At 60.1% G+C, this 21,267-nt stretch carries 20 protein-coding genes; 9 read left to right on the top strand and 11 right to left on the bottom strand.

Annotated elements, in window-relative coordinates:
- Positions 1–216: 216 nt before the first annotated feature.
- A complete protein-coding gene (locus ACVDG9_RS22035) occupies positions 217–1,614 on the top strand; it encodes an MATE family efflux transporter (protein ID WP_031270537.1) in 1,398 nt (465 codons plus the stop codon).
- A 91-nt stretch (positions 1,615–1,705) separates the two neighbouring features.
- Here ACVDG9_RS22035 and ACVDG9_RS22030 read toward each other — a convergent pair whose 3' ends face one another.
- The 3 genes from ACVDG9_RS22030 to ACVDG9_RS22020 all read right to left on the bottom strand — a co-directional run bounded on the left by ACVDG9_RS22030 (position 1,706) and on the right by ACVDG9_RS22020 (position 3,670).
- Positions 1,706–2,797 carry a 5-(carboxyamino)imidazole ribonucleotide synthase gene (locus ACVDG9_RS22030; protein WP_447238968.1) on the bottom strand — a complete coding sequence of 364 codons (1,092 nt, stop codon included), beginning with the start codon at positions 2,795–2,797 and terminating at the stop codon, positions 1,706–1,708.
- Positions 2,798–2,826: 29 nt separating this feature from the next.
- A complete protein-coding gene (purE, locus tag ACVDG9_RS22025) occupies positions 2,827–3,315 on the bottom strand; it encodes a 5-(carboxyamino)imidazole ribonucleotide mutase (RefSeq protein ID WP_055661187.1) in 489 nt (162 codons plus the stop codon).
- Positions 3,316–3,463: 148 nt separating this feature from the next.
- Positions 3,464–3,670 (bottom strand): YdcH family protein, encoded by a 207-nt coding sequence (locus ACVDG9_RS22020; protein ID WP_023003497.1) that lies wholly within the window; start codon positions 3,668–3,670, stop codon positions 3,464–3,466.
- Positions 3,671–4,025: 355 nt separating this feature from the next.
- On the opposite strand from ACVDG9_RS22020, the gene ACVDG9_RS22015 reads away from it, so the two are divergent.
- Positions 4,026–4,205, top strand: coding sequence for a YdcH family protein (locus tag ACVDG9_RS22015; RefSeq protein WP_031270536.1), 180 nt, complete (start codon positions 4,026–4,028; stop codon positions 4,203–4,205).
- 58 nt (positions 4,206–4,263) lie between these two features.
- On the opposite strand, the gene ACVDG9_RS22010 is transcribed toward ACVDG9_RS22015, so the two are convergent.
- A complete protein-coding gene (locus tag ACVDG9_RS22010; RefSeq protein WP_416384117.1) occupies positions 4,264–5,904 on the bottom strand; it encodes an acyl-CoA synthetase in 1,641 nt (546 codons plus the stop codon).
- Between the two features lie 195 nt (positions 5,905–6,099).
- On the bottom strand, positions 6,100–6,864 hold the full coding sequence (locus ACVDG9_RS22005) for a sulfite exporter TauE/SafE family protein (RefSeq protein WP_023003494.1): 765 nt from the start codon (positions 6,862–6,864) through the stop codon (positions 6,100–6,102).
- A gap of 185 nt (positions 6,865–7,049) precedes the next feature.
- On the opposite strand from ACVDG9_RS22005, the gene ACVDG9_RS22000 reads away from it, so the two are divergent.
- Positions 7,050–8,957 carry a propionyl-CoA synthetase gene (locus ACVDG9_RS22000; protein WP_447238967.1) on the top strand — a complete coding sequence of 636 codons (1,908 nt, stop codon included), beginning with the start codon at positions 7,050–7,052 and terminating at the stop codon, positions 8,955–8,957.
- 135 nt (positions 8,958–9,092) lie between these two features.
- A complete protein-coding gene (locus tag ACVDG9_RS21995) occupies positions 9,093–9,884 on the top strand; it encodes an SDR family NAD(P)-dependent oxidoreductase (protein ID WP_055661189.1) in 792 nt (263 codons plus the stop codon).
- 65 nt (positions 9,885–9,949) lie between these two features.
- On the opposite strand, the gene ACVDG9_RS21990 is transcribed toward ACVDG9_RS21995, so the two are convergent.
- Positions 9,950–11,758, bottom strand: a complete 1,809-nt coding sequence (locus ACVDG9_RS21990; RefSeq protein ID WP_447238966.1) for an ABC transporter transmembrane domain-containing protein — start codon at positions 11,756–11,758, stop codon at positions 9,950–9,952.
- A gap of 319 nt (positions 11,759–12,077) precedes the next feature.
- Here ACVDG9_RS21990 and rpmE point away from each other — a divergent pair, with 319 nt between their 5' ends.
- Positions 12,078–12,302, top strand: a complete 225-nt coding sequence (gene rpmE, locus ACVDG9_RS21985; protein ID WP_006932159.1) for a 50S ribosomal protein L31 — start codon at positions 12,078–12,080, stop codon at positions 12,300–12,302.
- Positions 12,303–12,677: 375 nt separating this feature from the next.
- On the opposite strand, the gene rcdA is transcribed toward rpmE, so the two are convergent.
- The gene (gene rcdA / locus ACVDG9_RS21980; protein WP_367021901.1) at positions 12,678–13,217 is read right to left on the bottom strand and encodes a protease adaptor protein RcdA; all 540 of its coding nucleotides are present in this window, start codon (positions 13,215–13,217) and stop codon (positions 12,678–12,680) included.
- 414 nt (positions 13,218–13,631) lie between these two features.
- Positions 13,632–13,829, bottom strand: coding sequence for a DUF1192 domain-containing protein (locus ACVDG9_RS21975; protein WP_023003488.1), 198 nt, complete (start codon positions 13,827–13,829; stop codon positions 13,632–13,634).
- Positions 13,830–14,012: 183 nt separating this feature from the next.
- Between ACVDG9_RS21975 and ACVDG9_RS21970 the strand changes: the two genes are divergently transcribed.
- The 4 genes from ACVDG9_RS21970 (at position 14,013) to ACVDG9_RS21955 (ending at position 19,105) form a co-directional block, all read left to right on the top strand.
- On the top strand, positions 14,013–15,017 hold the full coding sequence (locus ACVDG9_RS21970; RefSeq protein ID WP_447238965.1) for an NAD(P)H-quinone oxidoreductase: 1,005 nt from the start codon (positions 14,013–14,015) through the stop codon (positions 15,015–15,017).
- A gap of 155 nt (positions 15,018–15,172) precedes the next feature.
- On the top strand, positions 15,173–15,913 hold the full coding sequence (locus ACVDG9_RS21965) for a DUF1013 domain-containing protein (RefSeq protein WP_055661191.1): 741 nt from the start codon (positions 15,173–15,175) through the stop codon (positions 15,911–15,913).
- A gap of 208 nt (positions 15,914–16,121) precedes the next feature.
- Complete coding sequence (locus tag ACVDG9_RS21960) at positions 16,122–17,078, top strand: TAXI family TRAP transporter solute-binding subunit (RefSeq protein WP_023003484.1); 957 nt, start codon at positions 16,122–16,124, stop codon at positions 17,076–17,078.
- Positions 17,079–17,311: 233 nt separating this feature from the next.
- Entirely contained in the window at positions 17,312–19,105 is a 1,794-nt protein-coding gene (locus tag ACVDG9_RS21955) for a TRAP transporter permease (RefSeq protein WP_447238964.1), read from the top strand.
- A gap of 9 nt (positions 19,106–19,114) precedes the next feature.
- On the opposite strand, the gene ACVDG9_RS21950 is transcribed toward ACVDG9_RS21955, so the two are convergent.
- The 3 genes from ACVDG9_RS21950 to ACVDG9_RS21940 all read right to left on the bottom strand — a co-directional run bounded on the left by ACVDG9_RS21950 (position 19,115) and on the right by ACVDG9_RS21940 (position 21,264).
- Positions 19,115–19,363, bottom strand: coding sequence for a DUF1272 domain-containing protein (locus ACVDG9_RS21950; RefSeq protein WP_447238963.1), 249 nt, complete (start codon positions 19,361–19,363; stop codon positions 19,115–19,117).
- Positions 19,364–19,430: 67 nt separating this feature from the next.
- Positions 19,431–20,120: a M50 family metallopeptidase gene (locus ACVDG9_RS21945; protein WP_075282845.1), complete on the bottom strand. Its 690-nt coding sequence runs from the start codon at positions 20,118–20,120 to the stop codon at positions 19,431–19,433.
- 103 nt (positions 20,121–20,223) lie between these two features.
- On the bottom strand, positions 20,224–21,264 hold the full coding sequence (locus ACVDG9_RS21940) for a peptidoglycan -binding protein (RefSeq protein WP_023003479.1): 1,041 nt from the start codon (positions 21,262–21,264) through the stop codon (positions 20,224–20,226).
- Between the last annotated feature and the right edge of the window lie 3 nt (positions 21,265–21,267).

The raw sequence follows: 21,267 nt of genomic DNA, 5'->3' as shown, positions 1-21,267 counted from the left end.
GGCGCGCTTAATACCAGAGCAAACCCTATGTGTCCACAGGCATTCGCAAAGAAACCCGCCAAAATCGGATTCCGGCACCTGCGCCGGAGCGTGTCCCCAACCCGTAGAACAAGTGTGGACACCGGACAGTATCACGACTAGAGGTGGATGTCTCACCCCGGTCAGAAGAGCCTCGTGCAAGAAGGCGTGACCTTGCCCACATTGTTGGAGGAAACAATGGCGCAGAACGCGTCAAGGGCTCCCGATTCGGACAAGAGCCAGTCCCTTTGGCGGAGCGACATACGGCCTACCCTTTCTCTGGGGTTGCCGCTTGCCGGGGCCCAGTTGGCCCAGATGGCCATCAATACCACGGACGTTCTGATGATCGGACGTCTCGGCGCGCAGGAGCTTGCTGCCTCCGTGCTGGCCTTCAATTTCTACATGCTGGTCTGGTTTTTCGGGATGGGTGTGCTGCAGGCGGTGATTCCGCTTGCCGCTCGTGCCCGCGGCCAGAAAAAGCTGCGCGACCTGCGCCGGGCCGTGCGCATGGGCTTCTGGATTTCCGTCCTGTTCTGCATCCCGGTCTGGGGCATCCTGATCTTCATCGAGCCTATCCTGCTGATGCTGGGGCAGGAGCCGGAACTGGCCAGGCTCGCGGGGGTCTACATGGTCTATCTGCAATGGACCATGTTGCCGGCTCTGCTGATCATGGCCGTGCGCGGCTTCCTGACAGTAATGGAGCGGACGCAGGTGGTGCTCTGGGCGACGATTGCCGGTGCCATCGCGAATGCGTTCCTGGATTATGTGCTGATTTTCGGCGAACTCGGTTTCCCGCGTCTGGAACTGGTTGGGGCGGGGATTGCCTCGGTCATCAGTGCGACAACGACATTCCTGTTCCTGCTGGCGTATGCCGTGCTGCACCCCAGGCTTCGGCGCTACAACATTCTTGGCCGTATCTGGCGGTCGGACTGGCCTGTCTTCTTCCAGATCGTCCGACTGGGAACGCCGATTGCACTGACCATCATTGCAGAGGGCTCCCTGTTTACAGCCTCGTCGGTGATGATCGGCTGGTTGGGCACGCTGCCGCTCGCCGGTCACGGCATCGCCCTGCAGATCGCATCCATCACCTTCATGGTGCCTGTCGGTCTGTCCGTGGCCGCCATGACCCGCGTCAGCCTTGCTTCCGGACGGGACGACCACAAAGGGGTTGGCCGCGCCGGCTGGACCGCGCTGGTCGTGACCATGCTGTTCATGGGCCTATTTGCCATTCTCTTCTGGACGATCCCGGAGCAGCTGGTGGGTGCATATCTCGACCTCAGCGACCCTGAAGCCAGGGAAGTGATGGCCTATGGCGTCTCGTTCCTGACGGTCGCAGCACTGTTCCAGCTTGCCGATGGCGGCCAGATTATCGGCGTCAATAACCTGCGCGGCCTGGGCGACACCACGATACCGCTTTTCTATGCCCTGTTTGGATACTGGGTCGTCGGCATCAGCCTGTCGCTTGGACTTGGTTTCGTGGCCGAATGGGGCGGGGTCGGTGTCTGGTGCGGCCTGGCGGGTGGCCTTGCCTCCGTCGCGGTGCTGGCGAACCTGCGCTTTGCCCGGCGGGAGAAGCTGGGTCTCGTGCCCGGCTGAGCCAGCTCCGTTTTGGCAACGTATCGGCGTCAAAACCAGAAAGCCCCGGCTCGTGTCCGGGGCTTTTTCAATCCTTTTCAGATGGTCCTGTTCAGGACTTTTCCGAGATCCGGTTGACGTGGCCCATCTTGCGGCCTTCGCGGGTTTCGGACTTGCCGTAAAGATGCAGACGGGCAGCGGGTTCCTTGAGAACCTCGTGCCAGCTGTCGGCGTCGAAACCGATGAGATTTTCCATGACAGCATCCGAATGCCGCTCGGCAGAGCCAAGAGGCCAGCCGGCGACAGCGCGAATGTGCTGGTCGAACTGGGACGTCAGGCAGGCGTCCTGCGTCCAGTGGCCGGAATTGTGAACGCGCGGCGCAATCTCGTTGACCAGCAGCCTTTCGCCTGCTGCCTCGCGCACCAGGAACATTTCAACGCCCATGACACCGACATAATCCAGACCGGCAACAATCTTCCCGGCCATCGCACGGGCTGCGTCCAGCGTTGCCTGCGAGACGCCGGCCGGAACGGTCGAGGTCTTCAGGATGTGGTTTTCGTGGTGGTTCCGGGCAACGTCGTAGCAGGCAATGCCGCCGTCCAGGTCGCGTGCGACAATCACTGAGACTTCACACTCGAAGGGGATAAGCGCCTCGAGCACCATCGGTACCGCGCCGAGTTTTTCGAAGGCGCCGTCGGCATCCTCGGGCTTGCGGATCATCTGCTGCCCTTTGCCGTCATAGCCGAAGCGGCGGGTCTTCAGTACGCCCTTGCCGCCAAAACGCGCGACGGCTTCATCGAGATCCTGCTGCGAGGCAATGTCGGCGAAGTCGGCAATGGCAACACCGGCACCGGAGAGAAACTGCTTTTCGAACAGTCGATCCTGGGAAACCTCCAGCGCGCGTACACCGGGGCGCACCGGAACCTTGGCGTCGAGATGGGCAGCGGTCGGACCCGGCACGTTTTCGAATTCATAGGTGACGGCGTCGACGGAAGAGGCGAAGCGGTCGAGCGCGTCGATGTCCTCATAGGGCGCAACCGTGAAGGTGGCGCTGACGTCAAAAGCGGGACTGTTCGGATCCGGGCAGAAAATATGTGTCTTCAGACCAAGGCTGGCGGCCGATTGTGCCAGCATCCGGCCGAGCTGGCCTCCACCAAGGATGCCGATGGTGTCGCCTGGGCTCAAACGGGTTTTGGCGTTCATGGTATGGATCCTACCCGCGTCGGGCTATTTCAGTCGTTGGATGGCGTTTCGGCGACGGCGGCAGTGCGCTCGGCGCGGAAGGCGGTGAGGGCGGCGTCGATTGCCGGATCATGCAGGGCCAGGACGGCAGCGGCCAGCAGGGCGGCGTTGGTGGCACCTGCCTTGCCGATGGCAAGCGTGCCGACCGGAATGCCGGCGGGCATCTGCACGATGGACAGGAGACTGTCCTCGCCGGAAAGCGCCTTGCTTTCGACCGGAACACCGAAGACGGGCAGCGGCGTCAGGGCCGCGGTCATGCCTGGAAGATGGGCTGCACCGCCTGCGCCTGCGATGATGATCTTGAAGCCTTCGGCCTTTGCGCTCTTGGCGAAGTCGTACATCCGGTCCGGCGTGCGGTGGGCGGAGACGATGCGTGCCTCGTAGCTGACGCCGAGCTGGTCCAGCGTGTCGGCGGCGTGTTTCATTGTCGGCCAGTCCGACTGACTTCCCATGATGATGGCGACATCCGCTTTGGCCATAAAATGCTCCAGTTTCCGGCGGGCTCAGAAGAGCCGCGGAGTATAGGCAGCGCGCCGCGCATCGCAAGCGCGAATCGGCAGATTTCGTGTCGGAAATTCACATTCGGGGTGCAGGGTGCCGATGCGGGAAACCCGGTGGCAGGCAAGCTCAGGCGATGATGTCCGGGAACAGCTGATCCTCAAGTGCCGTGATCCGGTCCTTGATCATCAGTTTCTTCTTCTTCAGCCGCTGCAGCTGCAAGGCATCTTGGTTCGAAGTTGAGGCGAGTGCCTCGACGGCCGCATCAAGATCTCTGTGTTCCTGGCGAAGCTGCGCCAGTTGCAAACGCAACGCATCACTATCCATCTGCGCCATCTATGTCCCCCAAACAGGAGATAAGTCCTAATCCATTTTGCCGATGACGGGCAAGATATCATCTTAGGCCAGCCGGTGGCCGGTTTTCAAAAGTCCCTTGCTTTCGTCACGCGAACCGGGGTGCAGGTCACGATTTCGTATGTTGAAAACTTGTGAACTGGCAAATCTTTCAAGGGTAATTTTCGTGAGTTTTAAGTGTCTTAATTGGGGCCGGTTCTTCAGGGTTTCCTAAGGATAGCAGCGAGAATGCATAATTTGACGGCGAAACGCTCAAGCTATGCGCAAAGAACAATCGACAACGCCGGAATTCCTGTGGCACGATGAAAATGTTGAGCCAACAGACAGGAGGTTATCCATGTCAATGCAGTCGCATCTCGCAGAACTTGAGCGCCGTCACGCGGAAATGGAACGCAAGATTGAAGACGCTCAGTTACATCCGAGTACAGACTCCCTGCAATTGGCTGACATGAAGCGTCAAAAGCTCAAGATCAAGGATGAGATTACGCGAATACGGGAAAAGGAAACGCTCCATTAGAGGGCAGTTCCACTGAGATTGAACGCCGCGCATTGCGCGGCGTTTTTGTTTTCAGCCGCTAGAGCGCCTTTGCCTGCTCGCGCAGGGCGAATTTCTGGATTTTGCCTGTCGAGGTCTTGGGCAATTCGCAGAAGACAACAGTCTTCGGAGCCTTGAAGCTGGCAAGGTGCTGCCTGCAGAAGGCAATCAGGTCGGCCTCGCTAACCGTTGAACCGTCCTTCAGCTCGACAAAGGCACAAGGGGTTTCGCCCCATTTTTCGTCCGGTTTCGCCACCACAGCCGCGGCCTGCACGTCGGCGTGCTTGTAGAGCACTTCTTCCACTTCGATGGAGGAGATGTTCTCGCCGCCGGAGATGATGATGTCCTTGGACCGGTCCTTCAGCTGGACATAGCCGTCGGGGTGCAGGACGCCGAGGTCTCCGGAATGGAACCAGCCGCCCTTGAAGGCCTTCTCGGTCGCTTCCGGGTTTTTCAAATAGCCCTTCATTACGACATTGCCGCGGAACATGACCTCGCCAAGGGTCTCGCCATCGGCGGGCACCGGCTCCAGCGTTTCCGGGTCGAGCACCGTCAGACCTTCCAGAGCGACATAGCGTACGCCCTGGCGTGCCTTTTTCTGTGCCTGTTCGGCAAGCGGCAGGTCGTTCCATTCGACCTTCCAGTCGTTGACGACCGCCGGGCCGTAGACTTCCGTAAGTCCGTAGAGATGGGTGACGTTGAAACCGGCGGTCTTCATGGCTGCGAGCACGCTTTCCGGCGGCGGGGCGGCGGCTGTGAAGAATTCCACTTCGCGGTCTAGATCGCGCTTGTGCTCGGGTGCTGCGTTGAGGAGCGTCGACATGATGATCGGCGCGCCGCACAGGTGGGTGACGCCTTCATCGGCAATCAGGTCCCACATGGTTTGCGGGCGGACCCAGCGCAGACAGACATGGGTTCCGGCGACAAGCGACAGGGACCAGGGAAAGCACCAGCCGTTGCAGTGGAACATCGGCAGGGTCCAGAGGTAGACCGGGTGCTTGGCCATGGAAGCGGTAATCACATTCGCCTGGGCCAGCAGATAGGCGCCGCGGTGGTGGTAGACCACGCCCTTCGGATTGCCCGTGGTGCCGGAGGTGTAGTTGAGCGCGATCGCATCCCATTCGTCATCCGGAAGCGACCAGGCAAAGTCCGGGTCGCCCGATTGCACGAATTCCTCATAGTCGAGGCTGCCGAGACGTTCGCCTTCCTGCGGAAATTCGGTGTCGGAAAAGTCGATCACGGTAGGTGTCACCGTCGCAATCGACAGGGCTTCCTTGACGACCGGCGCATATTCACGATCGGTGATCAGCACCTTGCAATCGGCATGGTCGAGCTGGAAGGCAATGATAGCAGCATCGAGGCGTGTGTTCATGGAATGCAGAACCGCACCGGCCATCGGTACCCCGTAGTGGGCTTCCAGCATCGGCGGCACGTTGGACAGCATGACGCTGACCGTATCGTTCTTGCCGATTCCGAGCCGCGTCAATGCGGATCCAAGCTGGCGCGCCCGCCGGTAAAAGGTCCGGTAGTCGGTCCGCTGACGGCCATGGACGATCGCAACCGTGTCCGGAAATACATCCGCCGCTCTTGCCAGGAAGCTCAGCGGACTGAGCGGTGCATAATTGGCGGTGTTCTTGTCGAGACCCCGGGCGAAGGGGTTGACGCTGGCATCCATGACCATCCTCCCTGAAGCATCCCGCCAGCAGATGGGAACGGGATGCCAAAAACGTCTTGAGACCAATCTGGTGCCCTCCGCCACATGGGGGGAAGGCACGGTGACCGGTTGATTTTGGCCGTATCAAAACCGGAAACGGTTTGCCGTGCAATTGGTCATTGGCGGGGGTATCCCCTTAGACGATCCACCCCGCGCGCCATGTCAGGCAAGAAGGCCGACAATTCCGTCATAAGTCAGCTTGGCGCCGATCACGCCCATGAAGATATAGATGATGGCGTAGAACATTTCCGCCTTGACGATGCGCACCAGCCAGACGCCGACAAGAGTTGCCACCAGCGCAACTGGAAACAGCGTGACGGAAGTCGACAGGTTGGTGGCGTCGAATTGTCCCAGCAGGAAATAGGGCACCAGCTTGATCGCGTTCACGGTGGCGAAAAAGATGACCGCCGTTCCGGCGAACAGCATGGGCGCCATGCGCAGCGGCAGCATGTACATCTGAAAGGGGGGGCCGCCGGTGTGGCTGATGAAGCTGGTGAAGCCTGCCATCATGCCCCAGAACGTGCCCTTCGGCAGATTGTGACCGCTTGCGGTGGTGATCTTGCGCTGCTTGAAGAGATAATCGGCGACGAAGGCCAGGGACATTATGCCGATCAGGAAGATGACGAAGGAGTCGTTGACATAGGCGGCCGTGGCCCAGCCGATGCCAATGCCCATCACGGCCGCGGGCAGCAGAATGCTGAGGGTTTTCCAGTCAGCACGGCCGCGATAGGCAATCAGCGCGACAATGTCCATCACGATCAGGATCGGCAACATGATGCCGGCGGCCTGCAGCGGTGAAATGACGAGCGCCATGATCGGCACTCCAAGCATGGCGAAGGTACCGCCGAACCCGCCCTTGGACAGGCCGACCAGAAAGACCGACGGAATGGCGGCCGCATAGAACCAGGGATCAGTAATTGGGATCATGTGCTGAGAAACGCGAGGAGTAGAACGGACAGGCCCGGCAGACAATCATGCCAGAGTGCTTACGTAAAGTCCCGAAGGCCGAATTGCCTATAAGCGGAGGCTTGCAATTTCGGGTGCCCTTACAGCACTCTAGGCCGCAAAAGCCGGAGCTGTGTCTCCGGGCTTGTGTTTGGGAGGACATTGTCATGGCAAGCCGGTATCACGAGATCTACCAGGGCTGGAAACAGGATCCGCTCGGGTTCTGGAAAGAGGCCGCTGAGGAAATCGACTGGGTCTCGACGGGCGACAAGGTGTTCGATCCCGATCAGGGGCAATATGGCCGCTGGTATCCGGATTGGGAGTGCAACACCTGCTACAACTGCCTGGACAGGCACGTGGAGCGCGGTCGTCCCGGCCAGCCGGCACTTATCTACGACAGCCCGATTACCGGACGGACAGCAAGCTACACCTATGCGGAGCTTCTGGAAGAGGTGGAGGCCATGGCCTGCGTGCTGGCCGACCAGGGCCTCGTCAAGGGCGACCGGGCCATCATCTACATGCCGATGATCCCCCAGGCCGTGATGGCGATGCTGGCTTGCGCGCGTCTTGGTGTCATTCATTCCGTCGTCTTCGGCGGATTCGCCGCCAACGAACTGGCAACGCGAATCGATGATGCGACCCCGAAGGCAATCATCGCAGCATCCTGCGGCATCGAGCCGGGCCGCGTCATTGCCTACAAGCCCCTGATCGATCAGGCCATCGACATTGCCAGGCACAAGCCGGACAGCTGCCTCGTCTTCCAGCGCGAGGAACTGACGGCGGACCTGAAAGCGGGCAGGGACCACGATCTCGGTGCTCTTCAGGCAGATGCTGTCGCGGCCGGGCGCAGGATCGCGCCGGTTCCGGTGAAGGCAACCGACCCGCTCTATATTCTCTACACTTCCGGCACGACCGGTCAGCCGAAGGGTGTCGTTCGCGATAACGGCGGCCACATGGTGGCGCTGAAATGGTCGATGCAGAACCTTTACGACATTCAGCCGGGGGAAGTTTTCTGGGCGGCATCAGACGTCGGCTGGGTGGTTGGCCATTCCTACATCTGCTACGCGCCGCTATTGCACGGCTGCACCACGATCGTGTTCGAGGGCAAGCCTGTGGGGACGCCGGATGCGGGAACGTTCTGGCGGGTTATTTCCGACCACAACATCGTATCTCTGTTCACGGCGCCGACTGCCTTCAGGGCGATTCGCAAGGAAGACCCGAAAGGCGAGCTGATCCAGAAATATGATCTGTCCCAGTTCCGGTCCCTGTTTCTGGCGGGGGAGCGTGCGGACCCTGAAACGGTTAACTGGGCCATCGATCAATTGCAGGTGCCGGTGATCGACCACTGGTGGCAGACGGAAACCGGCTGGTGCATCGTCGGCAATCCGGTTGGTCTCGGTCAGTTGCCGGTCAAGCCGGGGTCTCCCACCGTGCCGATGCCCGGCTACGACGTCCAGGTGCTGGACGATGCCGGCCATCCGCTGGGCGCCAATACACTTGGCAACATCGTGGTGCAACTGCCGTTGCCGCCGGGTTCATTGCCGACTTTGTGGAATGCGGACAAGCGATTCTTCGATGCCTATCTCGCCGAGTTCCCCGGGTACTACAAGACCGCGGATGCCGGGATCATTGATGATGACGGGTATCTGTCGATCATGGCGCGGACCGACGACATCATCAACGTTGCCGGCCACCGACTGTCGACCGGCGGCATGGAAGAGGTGCTGGCCACGCATCCCGATGTTGCCGAATGTGCCGTCATCGGCATTGCAGACAAACTGAAAGGCCAGCTGCCTTGCGGGTTCGTTGTTCTGAAAGCCGGTGTCGACCGGACCCACGACGAGATCGAGAAGGAGCTTATCAAGCTGGTGCGCGACAAGATCGGCCCGGTGGCGGCGTTCAAGATCGCGATCACCGTCGACCGGTTGCCGAAAACGCGTTCCGGCAAGATCCTTCGAGGCACCATGCGCCAGATTGCCGACGGAGAAAGCTGGAAAATGCCGGCCACGATCGATGATCCGGCAATCCTGGACGAGATTACCGAAGCGCTCAAAACACACGGGATTTCCGTCTGAATTGACCAGGTGACGTAGCTGGAGGGCGATAACAGCCATCGACACAGCCGTTTTTGACACTTAATGTCGGGCCGCCGCGAAGCGGCCCGCGCTATTTGCGCATCAGAATTAAACTCAAGCAGCCGTGAGGTTTCCGTGTCTTTGGAGAATAAGGTCGCCATCATTACCGGGGCAGCCCGTGGGATCGGATTTGCAGTCGCCAAGCGCTTTGTCGCCGATGGCGCGAAGGTCGTGATTGCCGATGTGGATGACGAAGCCGGTGAAGCCGCGGCTGAAGATCTGAAATCGCAGGGCGAGGCAATGTACATCCATTGCAACGTCGCTGAACGTCTGGACGTTCGCAATCTGGTTGCCGAAACGCTGAACGCCTATGGCGACATCGATGTGCTGGTCAACAACGCCGGCATCGTGGTCGGCGCGGATTTCCTCGACCTGGAAGAAGAGGATTTCGAGCGCGTCCTGTCGATCAACCTGAAGGGCGCTTTCCTGTGCTCGCAGGCCGTTGCCCGCCACATGGTGGAAAAGGTTCAGAACGGTGGCGAGCCGGGCTGCATCGTCAACATGTCGTCGGTCAACTCGGTGCTCGCGATCCCGAACCAGATCCCCTACTGCGTTTCCAAGGGTGGCATGTCGCAGCTGACCAAGACGACCGCCCTGTCGCTTGCCCAGTACGGTATCCGCGTCAACGCCATCGGGCCGGGCTCGATCATGACCGAGATGCTGGCGTCGGTGAACAGCGATCCGGCGGCGAAGAACCGCATCCTGTCGCGGACGCCGATGCTGCGCGTTGGCGAACCGTCCGAAATCGCCAGCGTCGCCGCGTTCCTGGCGTCCAGCGATGCCAGCTACGTCACCGGTCAGACGATCTTCGCCGACGGTGGCCGCATGCCGCTCAACTACACGGTCGCGGTTCCCGACGACGCGTGATTTGACATCGGCATTCATCAGCCAAGAAGGGCGGCAATCATGCCGCCCTTTTCACGTTTGACGGGCTATGCGGTTTCCGCGTCCAGCTCGGCACCAAACTGGAGCCTCGCCAGTTTGGCATAAAGGCCACCGGCTGCGGTCAGTTCGCCGTGTGTCCCGGTTTCGACAATCCGGCCGTTTTCCATCACCACGATCCTGTCTGCCTTGAGAACCGTCGCCAGCCGGTGCGCGATCACCAGTGTGGTCCGGTTCTCCATCAGCCGGTCGAGGGCTTGCTGGACCAGATTTTCGCTTTCCGCATCGAGCGCGCTCGTGGCTTCGTCCAGCAGCAGCACGGGTGCGTGTTTCAGGACGGCACGGGCAATGGCAATGCGCTGGCGCTGGCCGCCGGACAGAGTAATGCCGCGTTCGCCGACGATGGTGTCGTAGCCGTCCGACATCTTCTCGATGAAGGGGGCCGCAAGCGCTGCTTCCGCGGCGGCGATGACTTCGTCCTGGCTGGCGTCCGGCCGTCCGTAGGCGATGTTTTCCGCAATGCTGGCGCCAAAGATAGCCGTGTCCTGCGGCACCAGTGCGATATGGCGGCGCAGGTCTTCCGGGTCGAGATCCGGCAGGGCAACGCCATTGAGGCGGATGTCACCCGAGACAGGATCGTAGAACCGCATCAGCAGGCTGAAGAGGGTCGACTTGCCTGCGCCGGAAGGTCCGACCACGGCCACGGTTTCGCCCGGTGATATGGTGAGGCTGAGGTCGCGGACGACGGGCATTTTCTCCGCGTTGCGATAGGCGAAAGACACGTCCTGGAAGACAATCTCGCCGCGTGGCGTCTCAGGCAGGCTGACCGGGTTTTCAGGTGCGGCGATCTCCGGCTGGATTTCCAGAAGTTCCGACAGGCGCTCTGCCGCGCCGGCTGCCTGTGAGAGTTCGCCCCAGACCTCGGAGAGGGCAGCCAGGGATCCGGCCGCCAGAATGGAATAGAGCAGGAACTGGCTGAGTTCACCGCCGGTGATCCTGCCGGAGAAGACGTCGCTCGCACCGATCCAGAGGACGGCGACGATGCTGGCCCCGATCACCATGATGGCAAAGCCGGTCAGCGCAGCGCGGGCGACGATTGCCTGGCGGGCAGCCTGGAAGGCGGCATTGACGGCATCTGCGTAGCGGCCTGCGCTACGGCTTTCATGGGTAAAGGCCTGAAGCGTGCGGACCGAGCCCAACATCTCGCTTGCATAGGCAGACGCTTCAGCAAGGGTATCCTGGGCAAAGCGGGACCTTCTGCGCACCTGGCGCCCGAAGCCGAGGATTGGAATGAGAATGACCGGGATAGCTGCCAGGACGATGACGGAAAGCCGTGGACTGGTGACGACCATCATCACGGCAGCGCCCAGGAACATGATCAGGTTGCGCATGGCAAGCGACGCGCTGGAGCCGAAGGCAGCCTTGATCTGGGTGGTGTCGGCCGTCAAACGGGAGAGGATTTCCCCGGATTTGGCGCTGTCGTAAAAGACCGGGCTGAGCCTGGTCATATGAGCAAAGACATCGGAGCGCACATCGGCGACGACCCGTTCGCCAATCCACATGACCAGGAAATAGCGGACGGAACTGGCAGTTGCCAGGGCGCACACCACGCCGATCAGCACGGCGAAATAGGAATTGACCAGCGCGGGGTCATCGGCGCCGAAGCCGAAGTCGATCATCCGGCGGACCGCCGCAGGAAGAACAAGCGTTATGACGGCGGCCGAGAACAGGGCTGCGACTGCCGCTGCAACCATGGTCTTGTGCCGGAAGAGATACGGCAGCAGCCGGGTAAGCGGGCGAAGCGATCTGCGGGACTTTCCGGATGGGGATTGGGTTTCGTTGGCAGGGGCGTCGGCCACTGGGGTCTCCTTGTTGTTCCTTCCCGTCTTAGCATGTTCCGCAGTGCGGACAATGACTTTGGACAAAGCCGCCAAGAGCTTTAAAAGGGCTTTGCCGGAGGAAAGCGGGCCGCGTCGGCGAGGGGTTGAAATCCTTTGCCGGAGATAGCTGGAAATTGCCGGAATTTGCCCCTTGTCTTGGCTCCTTCCATGGGGTATATCCCCGCCTCATGTTTCTGAGGGCGGCGTCCGCAACCGGATCGGCGGCCCCTCATTTCGTTTTGCGTTTGCTTGGCGGCTTTCCCGGAAGGTTGTCACAGGGCGCTTGAAAGGACCGGCCATGAAAGCGGATATTCATCCCGACTACCACACCATCAAGGTCGTCATGACCGATGGCACCGAATACACCACCCGCTCCACTTATGGTGCGGAAGGCGACACCCTGACGCTCGACATCGACCCGACGTCCCACCCGGCATGGACCGGTGGTGACCGTCAGCTGATGGACCGCGGCGGCCGCGTGTCCCGCTTCAAGAACAAGTTCGCTGGCTTCCTGGGCTCCTAAGCTTCAGCCACGACAGTTTCAAACGAAAAGCCCGGCCTTTGGCCGGGTTTTTTGTGTTTTGAGGTCTGCAGGAAGCGCAGCAAATACAATGTCAACCCGGGCGAGCGCCGCGAGATCCTGGGTTTACCCGTTTCCTGAGAGCTGGCCAGAGAGCTGACCAGAGACCTGACAAGTGACTTGGCCAGAAAACTGGAGCGTGTTGATCTTCATCAGCAAACCCTGGCGCTTCGGCATTCGGTGTTGAGTATAGGCTTCGGATCTACGCTTCGCTACTCGGGAGGCTCCCCGGGGTTTTACTGGGATCCGGCGCAGGCTCACCCAAAACAAAAAGCCGCCTTGCGGCGGCTTTTCGAATTCGAAAGAGGTTGATCGGACTTAGCCGAACTTGCCGAATGCGGCGTGCAGCTTGTTGATCTGGGAAGCGACCGGATTGTCGTTCGTTGCTTCCTCGACCTGCTCTGCGTCCTTGCGGTACAGCATCTTGTCGAGGTGGACGACGCGTTCCTGCAGCCGGGAAGAGCGGTCGACCAGCTCGCGCAACGTTTCCGGCAGATCAGTCCAGGTTGGGCCGCCCGCAGCTGTGGACAGCTTGTCGAGGCGAACCTTGTTCTTCTCACTGCCGGCCTGCTCACGGGACATCTCGCCCTCGTTGACCGCACGCTGCAGCAGCAGCCAGGAGGCCAGCTGCATGAGCCGGGTGGTCAGACGCATGGACTCCGTCGCGTAGGCGAGGGAGGCAGGACGCGGAAGCTGCTTGGCTTCTTCGCGGCCGTTGCCGTCCAGGTACATTGCGGTTTCCTCGACCAGCGACATGCCTTCCTGAAACAGGCTCTGGAAGCTGTCGGAGCTGGCAAGGTGATGCGCGATATGAACTGCGCTTCCTGTGTCACCGGCTTTTTTGATCTCGTCCGTCATAGGATTGCTAAGCCTCAATTACTCTTCCGGTTATCCTGCCATCTCTTCTTGGTCTGTCCCGGGATATGACATCCCGTTTCAGGTGTTCCTTTTTGGAACGATGCAGGTCTTCATGGCCTGTATCCAGCAAAGCGCGTGCCAAACGGACAAGTAAACGGCCATTAACCAGAACATTGACAAGATACTATGAGGCGTTGGCAAAAAAAAGAGCCGCTTGGTTGCGGCTCTGAGTCTTTAACAGGGAGGCGTCAAACAGAGTGGACAGGAGCCACTCACATCCAGATGACTGGATAGCTATGTTTATATTTTAGAAAGATTAATAAGAGGTAAACGAGTAAATTTTTACCTATCAGCTTTACTGTAAGTGCGTGTCAAAAAAGGACATAAACTCAAGTTCTGTAATAATTTACAGGGTCACTTCTGGAAAATTGAGTTGGCTGCATCGCGAATAGTGCCGCGTTGCTCAAGCTCCTTCTGGGTACGGTTAATTTCACCCTTCAGGGCTTCGATCCGTTCCTGCAGCTCGGCCTCGGAAAGACGAGACAGTTCTTCCCCTACGGTAACCGCGCCAAGTGGTGATTTTTTGGGGACATCTTCATCAAACAGGTTCATCGGTTTCCTCCTCTGCGGTCCCAGATCGGGGTCCGGCCGCGTTTCCGACCGTTATTCAACCCGAGCCCGGGCGGGTTGCCTCGCCGGGCTGTTTTCCTGCAAATAGACAGACGCTCGATTTACCATATGCCAGGCACAGTTGGCCTAGCCAGTCCCAAAATGAACCAAAAAGGAAACGCCTCTATGCAGAATCTGCCGGATCGCATGACCGCCGTTGCCATTTCAGAGCCCGGAGGACCGGAGGTTCTGCGCGTTGAAGAGCGGTCCATTCCCGAATTGGGACAAGGTGAGATCCTGATCAAGGTGGCGGCTGCCGGTATCAACCGGCCGGATGTCCTGCAGCGCAAGGGGGCCTATCCGCCGCCGAAGGGCGCGTCCGACCTGCCGGGGCTAGAAGTCTCTGGCGAAGTGGTGGCTCTGGGCGAGGGATCAAGTCGGCACAAGATCGGTGACAAGGTAACGGCGCTCGCCCCTGGCGGCGGCTATGCGACCTACTGCAAGGTGCCGGAAGGACATGCCCTGCCGGTTCCCAAGGGGCTTTCCATGGTGGAGGCCGCAGCCGTTCCGGAAACCTTCTTCACTGTCTGGACCAATGTGTTCGATCGCTGCGGCCTGAAAAGCGGAGAGCGCTTCCTGGTGCATGGCGGCACTTCGGGTATCGGCACAACGGCAATCCAGCTCGCGAAGGCTTTCGGCGCCGAAGTCTTCACTACCGTCGGGTCTGCGGAAAAGGCCGAGGCGGTGAAAAAGCTCGGCGCGGACCACGCCATCAACTACCGTGAAGCGGAGTTCGAAAAGGTGATCCTGGAGATCACGGGCGGCGAAGGGGTGGACGTGATCCTGGACATGGTCGGTGGTGACTATGTTGAACGGAACTGGAAAGCCGCAGCGGTCGAAGGACGTATCTGCCAGATCGCGACGCTGAACGGCATTGCGGAGAACGTCAATTTCTCTCGCCTGATGGTCAAGCGCCTGACCCATACGGGGTCGACGCTGCGTCCACGCAGCGATGCGTTCAAGACGGCAATTGCCGAAAGCCTGAAAGAGAAGGTCTGGCCGCTGCTCGAATCGGGCAAAGTCGCACCCGTGATGGATTCCACCTACCCCTTGGCCGAGGCCGCGGAAGCCCATCGGCACATGGAAGGCTCTGGCCATATTGGAAAAATCGTCCTGACGGTGGATGTCTGATGCCGGATGGAAACCTGCAACTGCGCGATTGTTACGCGAGTATTTGCGTTTCCGTGTTTTTCGACATATATTCCGGCCACTTTCCAGGAAACTGATCAAGGAACACCGCTTTTTCGCCCTGCCGGGCGAGGGAGCAGACGAGAGGAATTTATCTGATGGCGAACACGCCGCTTATGCCGAAGGCAACCGCCGTCTGGCTCGTGGACAATACCGCGCTGAGTTTCACTCAGATCGCCTCCTTCTGCAAACTGCACCCGCTTGAAGTGAAGGCAATTGCCGATGGCGAAGCCGCACAGGGGATCAAGGGCCTTGATCCGATCCTGACCGGCCAGCTCTCCCGTGAAGAAGTCGAAAAGGCTCAGAGAGATCCGAACTATCAGCTGAAGCTTCAGGGTTCGAAGGTGGTCGTGCCTGAATCCAAGCGCAAGGGACCGCGTTACACGCCGGTGTCCCGTCGTCAGGACCGTCCGAATGCGATCCTGTGGCTGGTGCGCAATCATCCGGAACTGAAGGATGCGCAGATCATGCGCCTTGTCGGCACCACCAAGCCGACCATTGCTGCAATCCGCGACCGGACCCACTGGAACTCTGCCAACCTGACGCCGTCCGACCCGGTTACCCTGGGCCTGTGCAGCCAGCTTGAGCTGGACATGGAAGTCGAAAAGGCGGCGAAGAATGCTCCGCTGCCGATGGCGGGCGAAGTCAACGAGACCCTGATGTCCGTCGAAGACAGCACCAGCGAAGACGCTATCGCAGCTGCTTTCTCGCTCGATCCGTCCAAGCCGATCCAGCGCGAGGAAGAAGAGGAAATCGACGCCGATGCCGTGTTCGCCAAACTGAACTCGCTGAAGAGCGAAACTCAGGACGAAGACGAAGAAGACGACGAAAACCGCTGATCGCTTCCCGCTTTCTGCAAATTCTGGAACCGCCGGCTGAGTTCAGCCGGCGGTTTTTGTTTGACCTTCCAGACGCATGTTTCCGGCTTGCCCGCCCAGGGTGTGGAATGGCTGAATTTTCGACATGAGCCGTACCCAGATCATATGAAAACGCGTTGCCACGTTGAGGATCACACAATAATCTCCCTGAAAAATTCGGGAGACGCTCATGACCTACAGACTTTTGAAACTTGCTTTTGGCCTGACCCTCGCCTTTGGCTCGTTCCAGGCTCACGCGGAAACGCGGATCACCTATAAATCCGCCAAGACCGGTTCCTCCTATTACCAGATGGGTGTCCAGATCGCGGAAGCCATCAAGGCCGGCAGCAATGGCGACATGATTGTCACTGTGGAAGAAAGCCAGGGCTCCGTTCAGAACGTGATGGAAGCCAAGGCGCGCGGTGGTGACTATGTGTTCACGACGCCGCCAGCGCTCGTTTCCCTTGCCCAGGGCGGCAAGGCCATGTTCGAAGGCAAGGGCGATCCGAAGTTCGATGAAATCCGTGCCCTGTTCCCGATCCCGTCGTTGACCATGCATTTCGTCATGTCGGCCGATAGCGGTGTTTCCGACTTTGCCGGGATGGAAGGCAAGACGATCCTTCTCGGCAAGGGCTCCTTCGGTGCGACGGAAGGCGAAAAATATCTCAAGATGTTCGGTCTCGAAGGCAAGGTGAACATCGCTGACGCGGAACTTTCCAATGCGGTTGCCGCGCTCAAGAACGGCCAGATCGATGGTTTCGTGACCGCCGGTTCCTGGCCCGCGCCGAATGTTATCGAGGCGGCTGCCTCCGCGGACGTGACAGTGCTTTCGCTCAGCGACGACCAGATTGCCGAAACCAAGCGTTCGAAACTGGTCATTCCGGCCGGGACCTATGCCGGTCAGGCCGAGGACATCGTCACCACCTCGCTGCCGGTCGTTGCCTATACGACCAGCGCCATGGACGACGACACGGCCTATGCCCTGACCAAGACCTTCTGGGACGAAAAAGCCAAGATGGGCGAAGAAGCCCCGTGGTGGAACGGTGTCGATCAGGCACTGATGGCCAATATCACCGGCAAGATCCACCCGGGTGCCGCACGCTACTATCAGGAAGCCGGCATCGAATTGACCGACGCCCAGAAATAAATCACAAGACCGAACGCGGGGCGCCATGGCAGGATCTGCCGGAAAATGGCGCCCCGTATCGTTCGAGCAGACATAATGGTTCGGCGGAAATCGTCCAACGGGCCCTTCCAGGACTGTCCAAAAGCATCAGTTTCCTGCCTTGCGCGGGAGAGCGCTCTGACAGAATGAAACCGTGCAGCGGCATGTCGCCCCTTCGGCAGATAAGCTGCGCAACCAGATAGAAATACCAGCCCATGACCAGTGGTGACACCGCGACATCGCCCTTCCAGCGAATGGCCATGCTTCTTCTCGCAACGGCGCTTGTCGTATTTCATCTCGGGCTGATCTTCTCCGGTCTGGTGCCGAACCTCGTCAGCCGGCCGCTTCATCTTGCACTTGCCTTGCCATGGATCTTCATCTTTGCCAAAGGCGGTTTTCTCGCGCGCGTGAGCGGTGCGGTCCTGTGTGCTGCAGGTGTGGCCGTCTGTCTGTGGATCGTGGCCAACCAGTCCGCGCTTTCGGACCAATACGGCTTTCTGGAAGGTGACTTCCAGTTCTGGATGGCCGGCACCCTGTTGCTGGTTGTGCTTGAGGGCGCGCGTCGCGCAATCGGCTGGCCGTTGCCGGTGGTGGCGGCGCTGGCACTGGCCTATGGCATGTTCGGCCAGCATATTCCGGGTGAATTCGGTCACTCCGGCACGCCGCTTGCGAGTTTTCTCGGCACGCTCACCATTGCTGAAGGCGGGGTCTGGGGAAGCCTGACCGGTGTCTCGGTGGGCGTGGTCGCCATTTTCGTGATTTTCGGCGCGGTTCTGAATGCCGGGGAAGCCGGACAAGGGTTCATGAACGTCGCTGCTGCGGCGGCAGGCCGGCTCAAGGGCGGGGCGGCCAAGGTGTCCGTGTTGTCGTCGGCGCTGTTCGGCTCCATTTCAGGCTCCGCGTCTGCCAATGTGGCTTCCACAGGTGCAATCACTCTTCCGGCCATGACTCGGCTCGGCTACCCGAAAAAACTGGCGGCAGCCGTCGAGGCAGTTGCATCTTCCGGCGGCCAGATCATGCCGCCTTTGATGGGGGCAGGGGCCTTCGTCATGGTGGAGCTGACACGGGTGCCCTATACCCAGATCATGGCAGCAGCCTTGCTGCCGGCAATTCTTTATTTCTTCGCGGTCTGGGTGGGCATCAATGCCTATGCCAAGCGGTATGACCTTGCTGCCATCGACCAGGGCGATCAGCCGCAAATGCGCCAGGTGGCCATTACCTCAGCCTTCTTCCTGGTGCCGTTCTCCGTGCTGCTGTGGGGCATGTTCGTCGCGCGCTATACACCGCAATACGCGGCCTGCATTGCCATTCTGGCCGGTTTCGCGCTGCTTTTCTTCAACGCCCAAGGCACCTTTGCACTCAAGGACATCCTGCTGCGGCTGGAAAGCGCGGCTTTGAACTCGGCCCGTCAGGTATCGGTCATCGCGGCGATCATCGTCTGTGCCTCGATCATCATCGGCGTGCTGGCGATCACCGGGCTCGGCGTCAAGATCACTTCGCTCATTCTGTCCGGGTCGGGTGGATACCTGTGGCCGTCCTTGTTCCTGACCGCGCTTGCCTGTCTGATCCTCGGCATGGAAGTGCCGACGACCGCGGCCTATGTCATCTGTGTTTCCGTTGCCGGACCGGCCTTGATGCAGCAGGGGTTGGAACCCTTGCAGGCGCACCTTTTCGTCTTCTGGTTCGCGCTGCTGTCGACCATCACGCCGCCGGTCTGCGGAGCCGTCTTCATCGCCGCCGGGATGATTGGTGAAAACTGGCTGAAGGTCGCTCTTTCCGCCATGGCGCTCGGCATTGGCCTCTACATCATTCCTCTGGCCATGGTCGCCAATCCGGCGGTGCTGGAGCTTGCGGCCCGCCCGCTGCCGGCGCTGCTTGCCGCTGCCAAGATCGGCCTCGGGCTGGGCCTTGTTTCCTACGGGGTCATAGGCTTCAGGAAGCCCTTGCAGAGGCTGGCCGCAAGCGGCGCAGGCCTTCTGATTATCTTTGTCGGGGGCAATCTGCTCTAGGCAGTCGCCCTAGGTGCCCTGGCCACAGCCTTCCGGCTTGAAAATCCGTTGTGTCGAAGCTGGGTGGCGCAGCAGGGCTGCTGCCGGTCGAATTGGGCGTTGCTGAAAATTGCCGCCGCAGTTGGGGCACGCGCCATTGAGGACATTTTGGGCGCAGTCCGCACAGAACGTACATTCGAAAGTACAGATAAAGGCCTCGTCGGATTCCGGTGGAAGGTCCTTGTTGCAGCATTCACAATTGGGGCGCAGATCCAGCATGGCGGTCTCCGGTAAGGATGTGTGCCAAGGGTCATCCTTTGCGGTCGGTCAGGTCAAGCGGCAATCGCTAGCCCTTTTGAACGCGCTTTCCGAAATCGACGTTGCTGCTCTTCCCGAGGCCGTGTCTGAGGCACAGGTAGATGATGGCGAGGCTTGCCAGCAGCCAGAGTGCACCCCAGAAAATCGTGGGGCCGCCAAACTCTTCCGCCAGCATGTAGGCATCGGAACGGGCACCTGAGCGACGGATGGTGTCGTCGAAAATGTCGAAAGGTACGTAGAGGATGCTGGTCAGGCCGATGACGCGCAGGATCAGGTCGTTGACCGTGACACTGAGGAACCGGGCAGCCGCCAGCATGGCCACGCCGGTGCCGATGCAGAAGGCGAGGGCAAAGAGATCGCGGATATAGAGCAGCGCGACCAGCAAGGTGAAGGCACCGAGCAGGCCCAGCACGATGCGGTCTGCATTTGTTTTCAAGGCAATCATCAAGAGTGCCATGCCGATGGCGAGCGAGCCGAGATAGCCGGCCGTCAACGTCAGGAAACGGCTGCCACCGCGTGTAATCGCATGGCCACCCTGCCAGGGCGAGAGAGAGATTTCCTCCACGGAACCACCGGTCAGGATGGCAGCCAGTGCGTGGGACAATTCATGGAGATAGACGATCAGGATCTTCAAGGGCACGACCAGGAAGGTGTTCCAGAAGAGGAACATCACCGCGGTAATGAGGATGAGCTGCCAATGGCCTTTGAGGATCTGCATGAAATTGAAAAGTCCGTCTGAGGGCGGAAAAGTCAAGCCGGCATACCCGGTTCACCCGACATCACGCGTGCATTCCTCGGGATCCGTTGAGCTGACGTGAGTCTCAGCGTTCCGTCAGTTTCAGTTCGATCCGGCGGTTCTTGGCCAGAGCGTCCGGTGTTTCCCCTTCTTCCAGCGGCTGGAATTCGCCGAACCCGGCTGCGACAAGCCGCTTGGGGTCAACGCCGCGTTCGATCAGGTAGCGGACCACGGAAATGGCCCGGGCGGCGGAGAGTTCCCAGTTGTTGCGAAGGCGCCCCGTGCCCGACAGGGGGCGGGCGTCGGTGTGCCCGTCTACGCGCAGCACCCAGTTGATCTCGTCCGGGATCTGACCGCTGAGCTCCTGGATGGCGTCTGCGAGCTTGTCGAGCTCCTGCCGGCCTTCCGGGTTGATGTCTTCCTGACCGCTGTCGAACAGCACTTCGGACTGGAACACGAAACGGTCGCCAACGACGGAGATGTCGGAACGCTGGGACAGGATTTCGCGCAGGCGACCGAAGAAGTCCGAGCGGTAGCGCGACAGTTCCTGCACGCGCTGAACCAGTGCGGCGTTCAGCCTCTTGCCGAGGCTGGCGATCTTGGCCTGGCTGTCGGCTTCCTTTGCCTCGGAAGCTTCAAGAGCAGCGTTAGCGGCAGCTATCTGGCGGCGTAGTGCCGCGATCTGCTGATTGAGCAGCTCCACCTGCGCAAGGGCGTCCTGGCTGATCTGACGTTCGTCGTCGAGCAGATTTTCCAGCTGGGTGGCGCGTCCGCCAGCGGCATCGGCTGCACCAGAACTGTTTTCCAGAAGGCCAAGCAGCCGGGTCTGTTCGCTCTGTGCATCGGAAAGGCTGGCCTGCAGGCCGAGGATCGTGTCTTCCAGCTCCCCGGAATTGGCGCGCTCCAGGGCGAGAAGCTCCGTCAGCTCGCTGATCTGGGCATTCAGCCGGTTCAGCACCGTGTCGCGGCCCGAAAGCTGCTGCGACAGGAAGAACTGGGCGATCATGAAGATGGACAGCAGGAAGATGATGACGAGCAGCAGTGTCGCCATGGCATCAACGAAGCCGGGCCAGTAGTCGGTCGACTGGGCCCTTCGGCGAGCGCGCAATCCTGCCAGTCCGGCCATCGT

This window comes from Roseibium sp. RP-7, from assembly GCF_053005225.1.
Note: the sequence above shows the minus strand (reverse complement) of the source record. Positions and strands in the feature narration are given on the sequence as shown.

Excerpts from the sequence above, each read along its gene's own strand:
- rcdA (WP_367021901.1), bottom strand. The coding sequence starts at position 13,217 with ATGACGGACGAGATCAAAAAAGCCGGTGACACAGGAAGCGCAGTTCAT.
- ACVDG9_RS22010 (WP_416384117.1), bottom strand. The coding sequence starts at position 5,904 with ATGGTCATGGATGCCAGCGTCAACCCCTTCGCCCGGGGTCTCGACAAG.
- ACVDG9_RS22020 (WP_023003497.1), bottom strand. The coding sequence starts at position 3,670 with ATGGCGCAGATGGATAGTGATGCGTTGCGTTTGCAACTGGCGCAGCTT.
- ACVDG9_RS22015 (WP_031270536.1), top strand. The coding sequence starts at position 4,026 with ATGTCAATGCAGTCGCATCTCGCAGAACTTGAGCGCCGTCACGCGGAA.
- ACVDG9_RS21975 (WP_023003488.1), bottom strand. The coding sequence starts at position 13,829 with ATGAACCTGTTTGATGAAGATGTCCCCAAAAAATCACCACTTGGCGCG.
- ACVDG9_RS21955 (WP_447238964.1), top strand. The coding sequence starts at position 17,312 with ATGACCAGTGGTGACACCGCGACATCGCCCTTCCAGCGAATGGCCATG.
- ACVDG9_RS22000 (WP_447238967.1), top strand. The coding sequence starts at position 7,050 with ATGGCAAGCCGGTATCACGAGATCTACCAGGGCTGGAAACAGGATCCG.
- ACVDG9_RS21970 (WP_447238965.1), top strand. The coding sequence starts at position 14,013 with ATGCAGAATCTGCCGGATCGCATGACCGCCGTTGCCATTTCAGAGCCC.
- ACVDG9_RS21945 (WP_075282845.1), bottom strand. The coding sequence starts at position 20,120 with ATGCAGATCCTCAAAGGCCATTGGCAGCTCATCCTCATTACCGCGGTG.
- ACVDG9_RS22005 (WP_023003494.1), bottom strand. The coding sequence starts at position 6,864 with ATGATCCCAATTACTGATCCCTGGTTCTATGCGGCCGCCATTCCGTCG.
- ACVDG9_RS22035 (WP_031270537.1), top strand. The coding sequence starts at position 217 with ATGGCGCAGAACGCGTCAAGGGCTCCCGATTCGGACAAGAGCCAGTCC.
- ACVDG9_RS21965 (WP_055661191.1), top strand. The coding sequence starts at position 15,173 with ATGGCGAACACGCCGCTTATGCCGAAGGCAACCGCCGTCTGGCTCGTG.
- purE (WP_055661187.1), bottom strand. The coding sequence starts at position 3,315 with ATGGCCAAAGCGGATGTCGCCATCATCATGGGAAGTCAGTCGGACTGG.
- ACVDG9_RS22030 (WP_447238968.1), bottom strand. The coding sequence starts at position 2,797 with ATGAACGCCAAAACCCGTTTGAGCCCAGGCGACACCATCGGCATCCTT.
- ACVDG9_RS21960 (WP_023003484.1), top strand. The coding sequence starts at position 16,122 with ATGACCTACAGACTTTTGAAACTTGCTTTTGGCCTGACCCTCGCCTTT.
- rpmE (WP_006932159.1), top strand. The coding sequence starts at position 12,078 with ATGAAAGCGGATATTCATCCCGACTACCACACCATCAAGGTCGTCATG.
- ACVDG9_RS21940 (WP_023003479.1), bottom strand. The coding sequence starts at position 21,264 with ATGGCCGGACTGGCAGGATTGCGCGCTCGCCGAAGGGCCCAGTCGACC.
- ACVDG9_RS21950 (WP_447238963.1), bottom strand. The coding sequence starts at position 19,363 with ATGCTGGATCTGCGCCCCAATTGTGAATGCTGCAACAAGGACCTTCCA.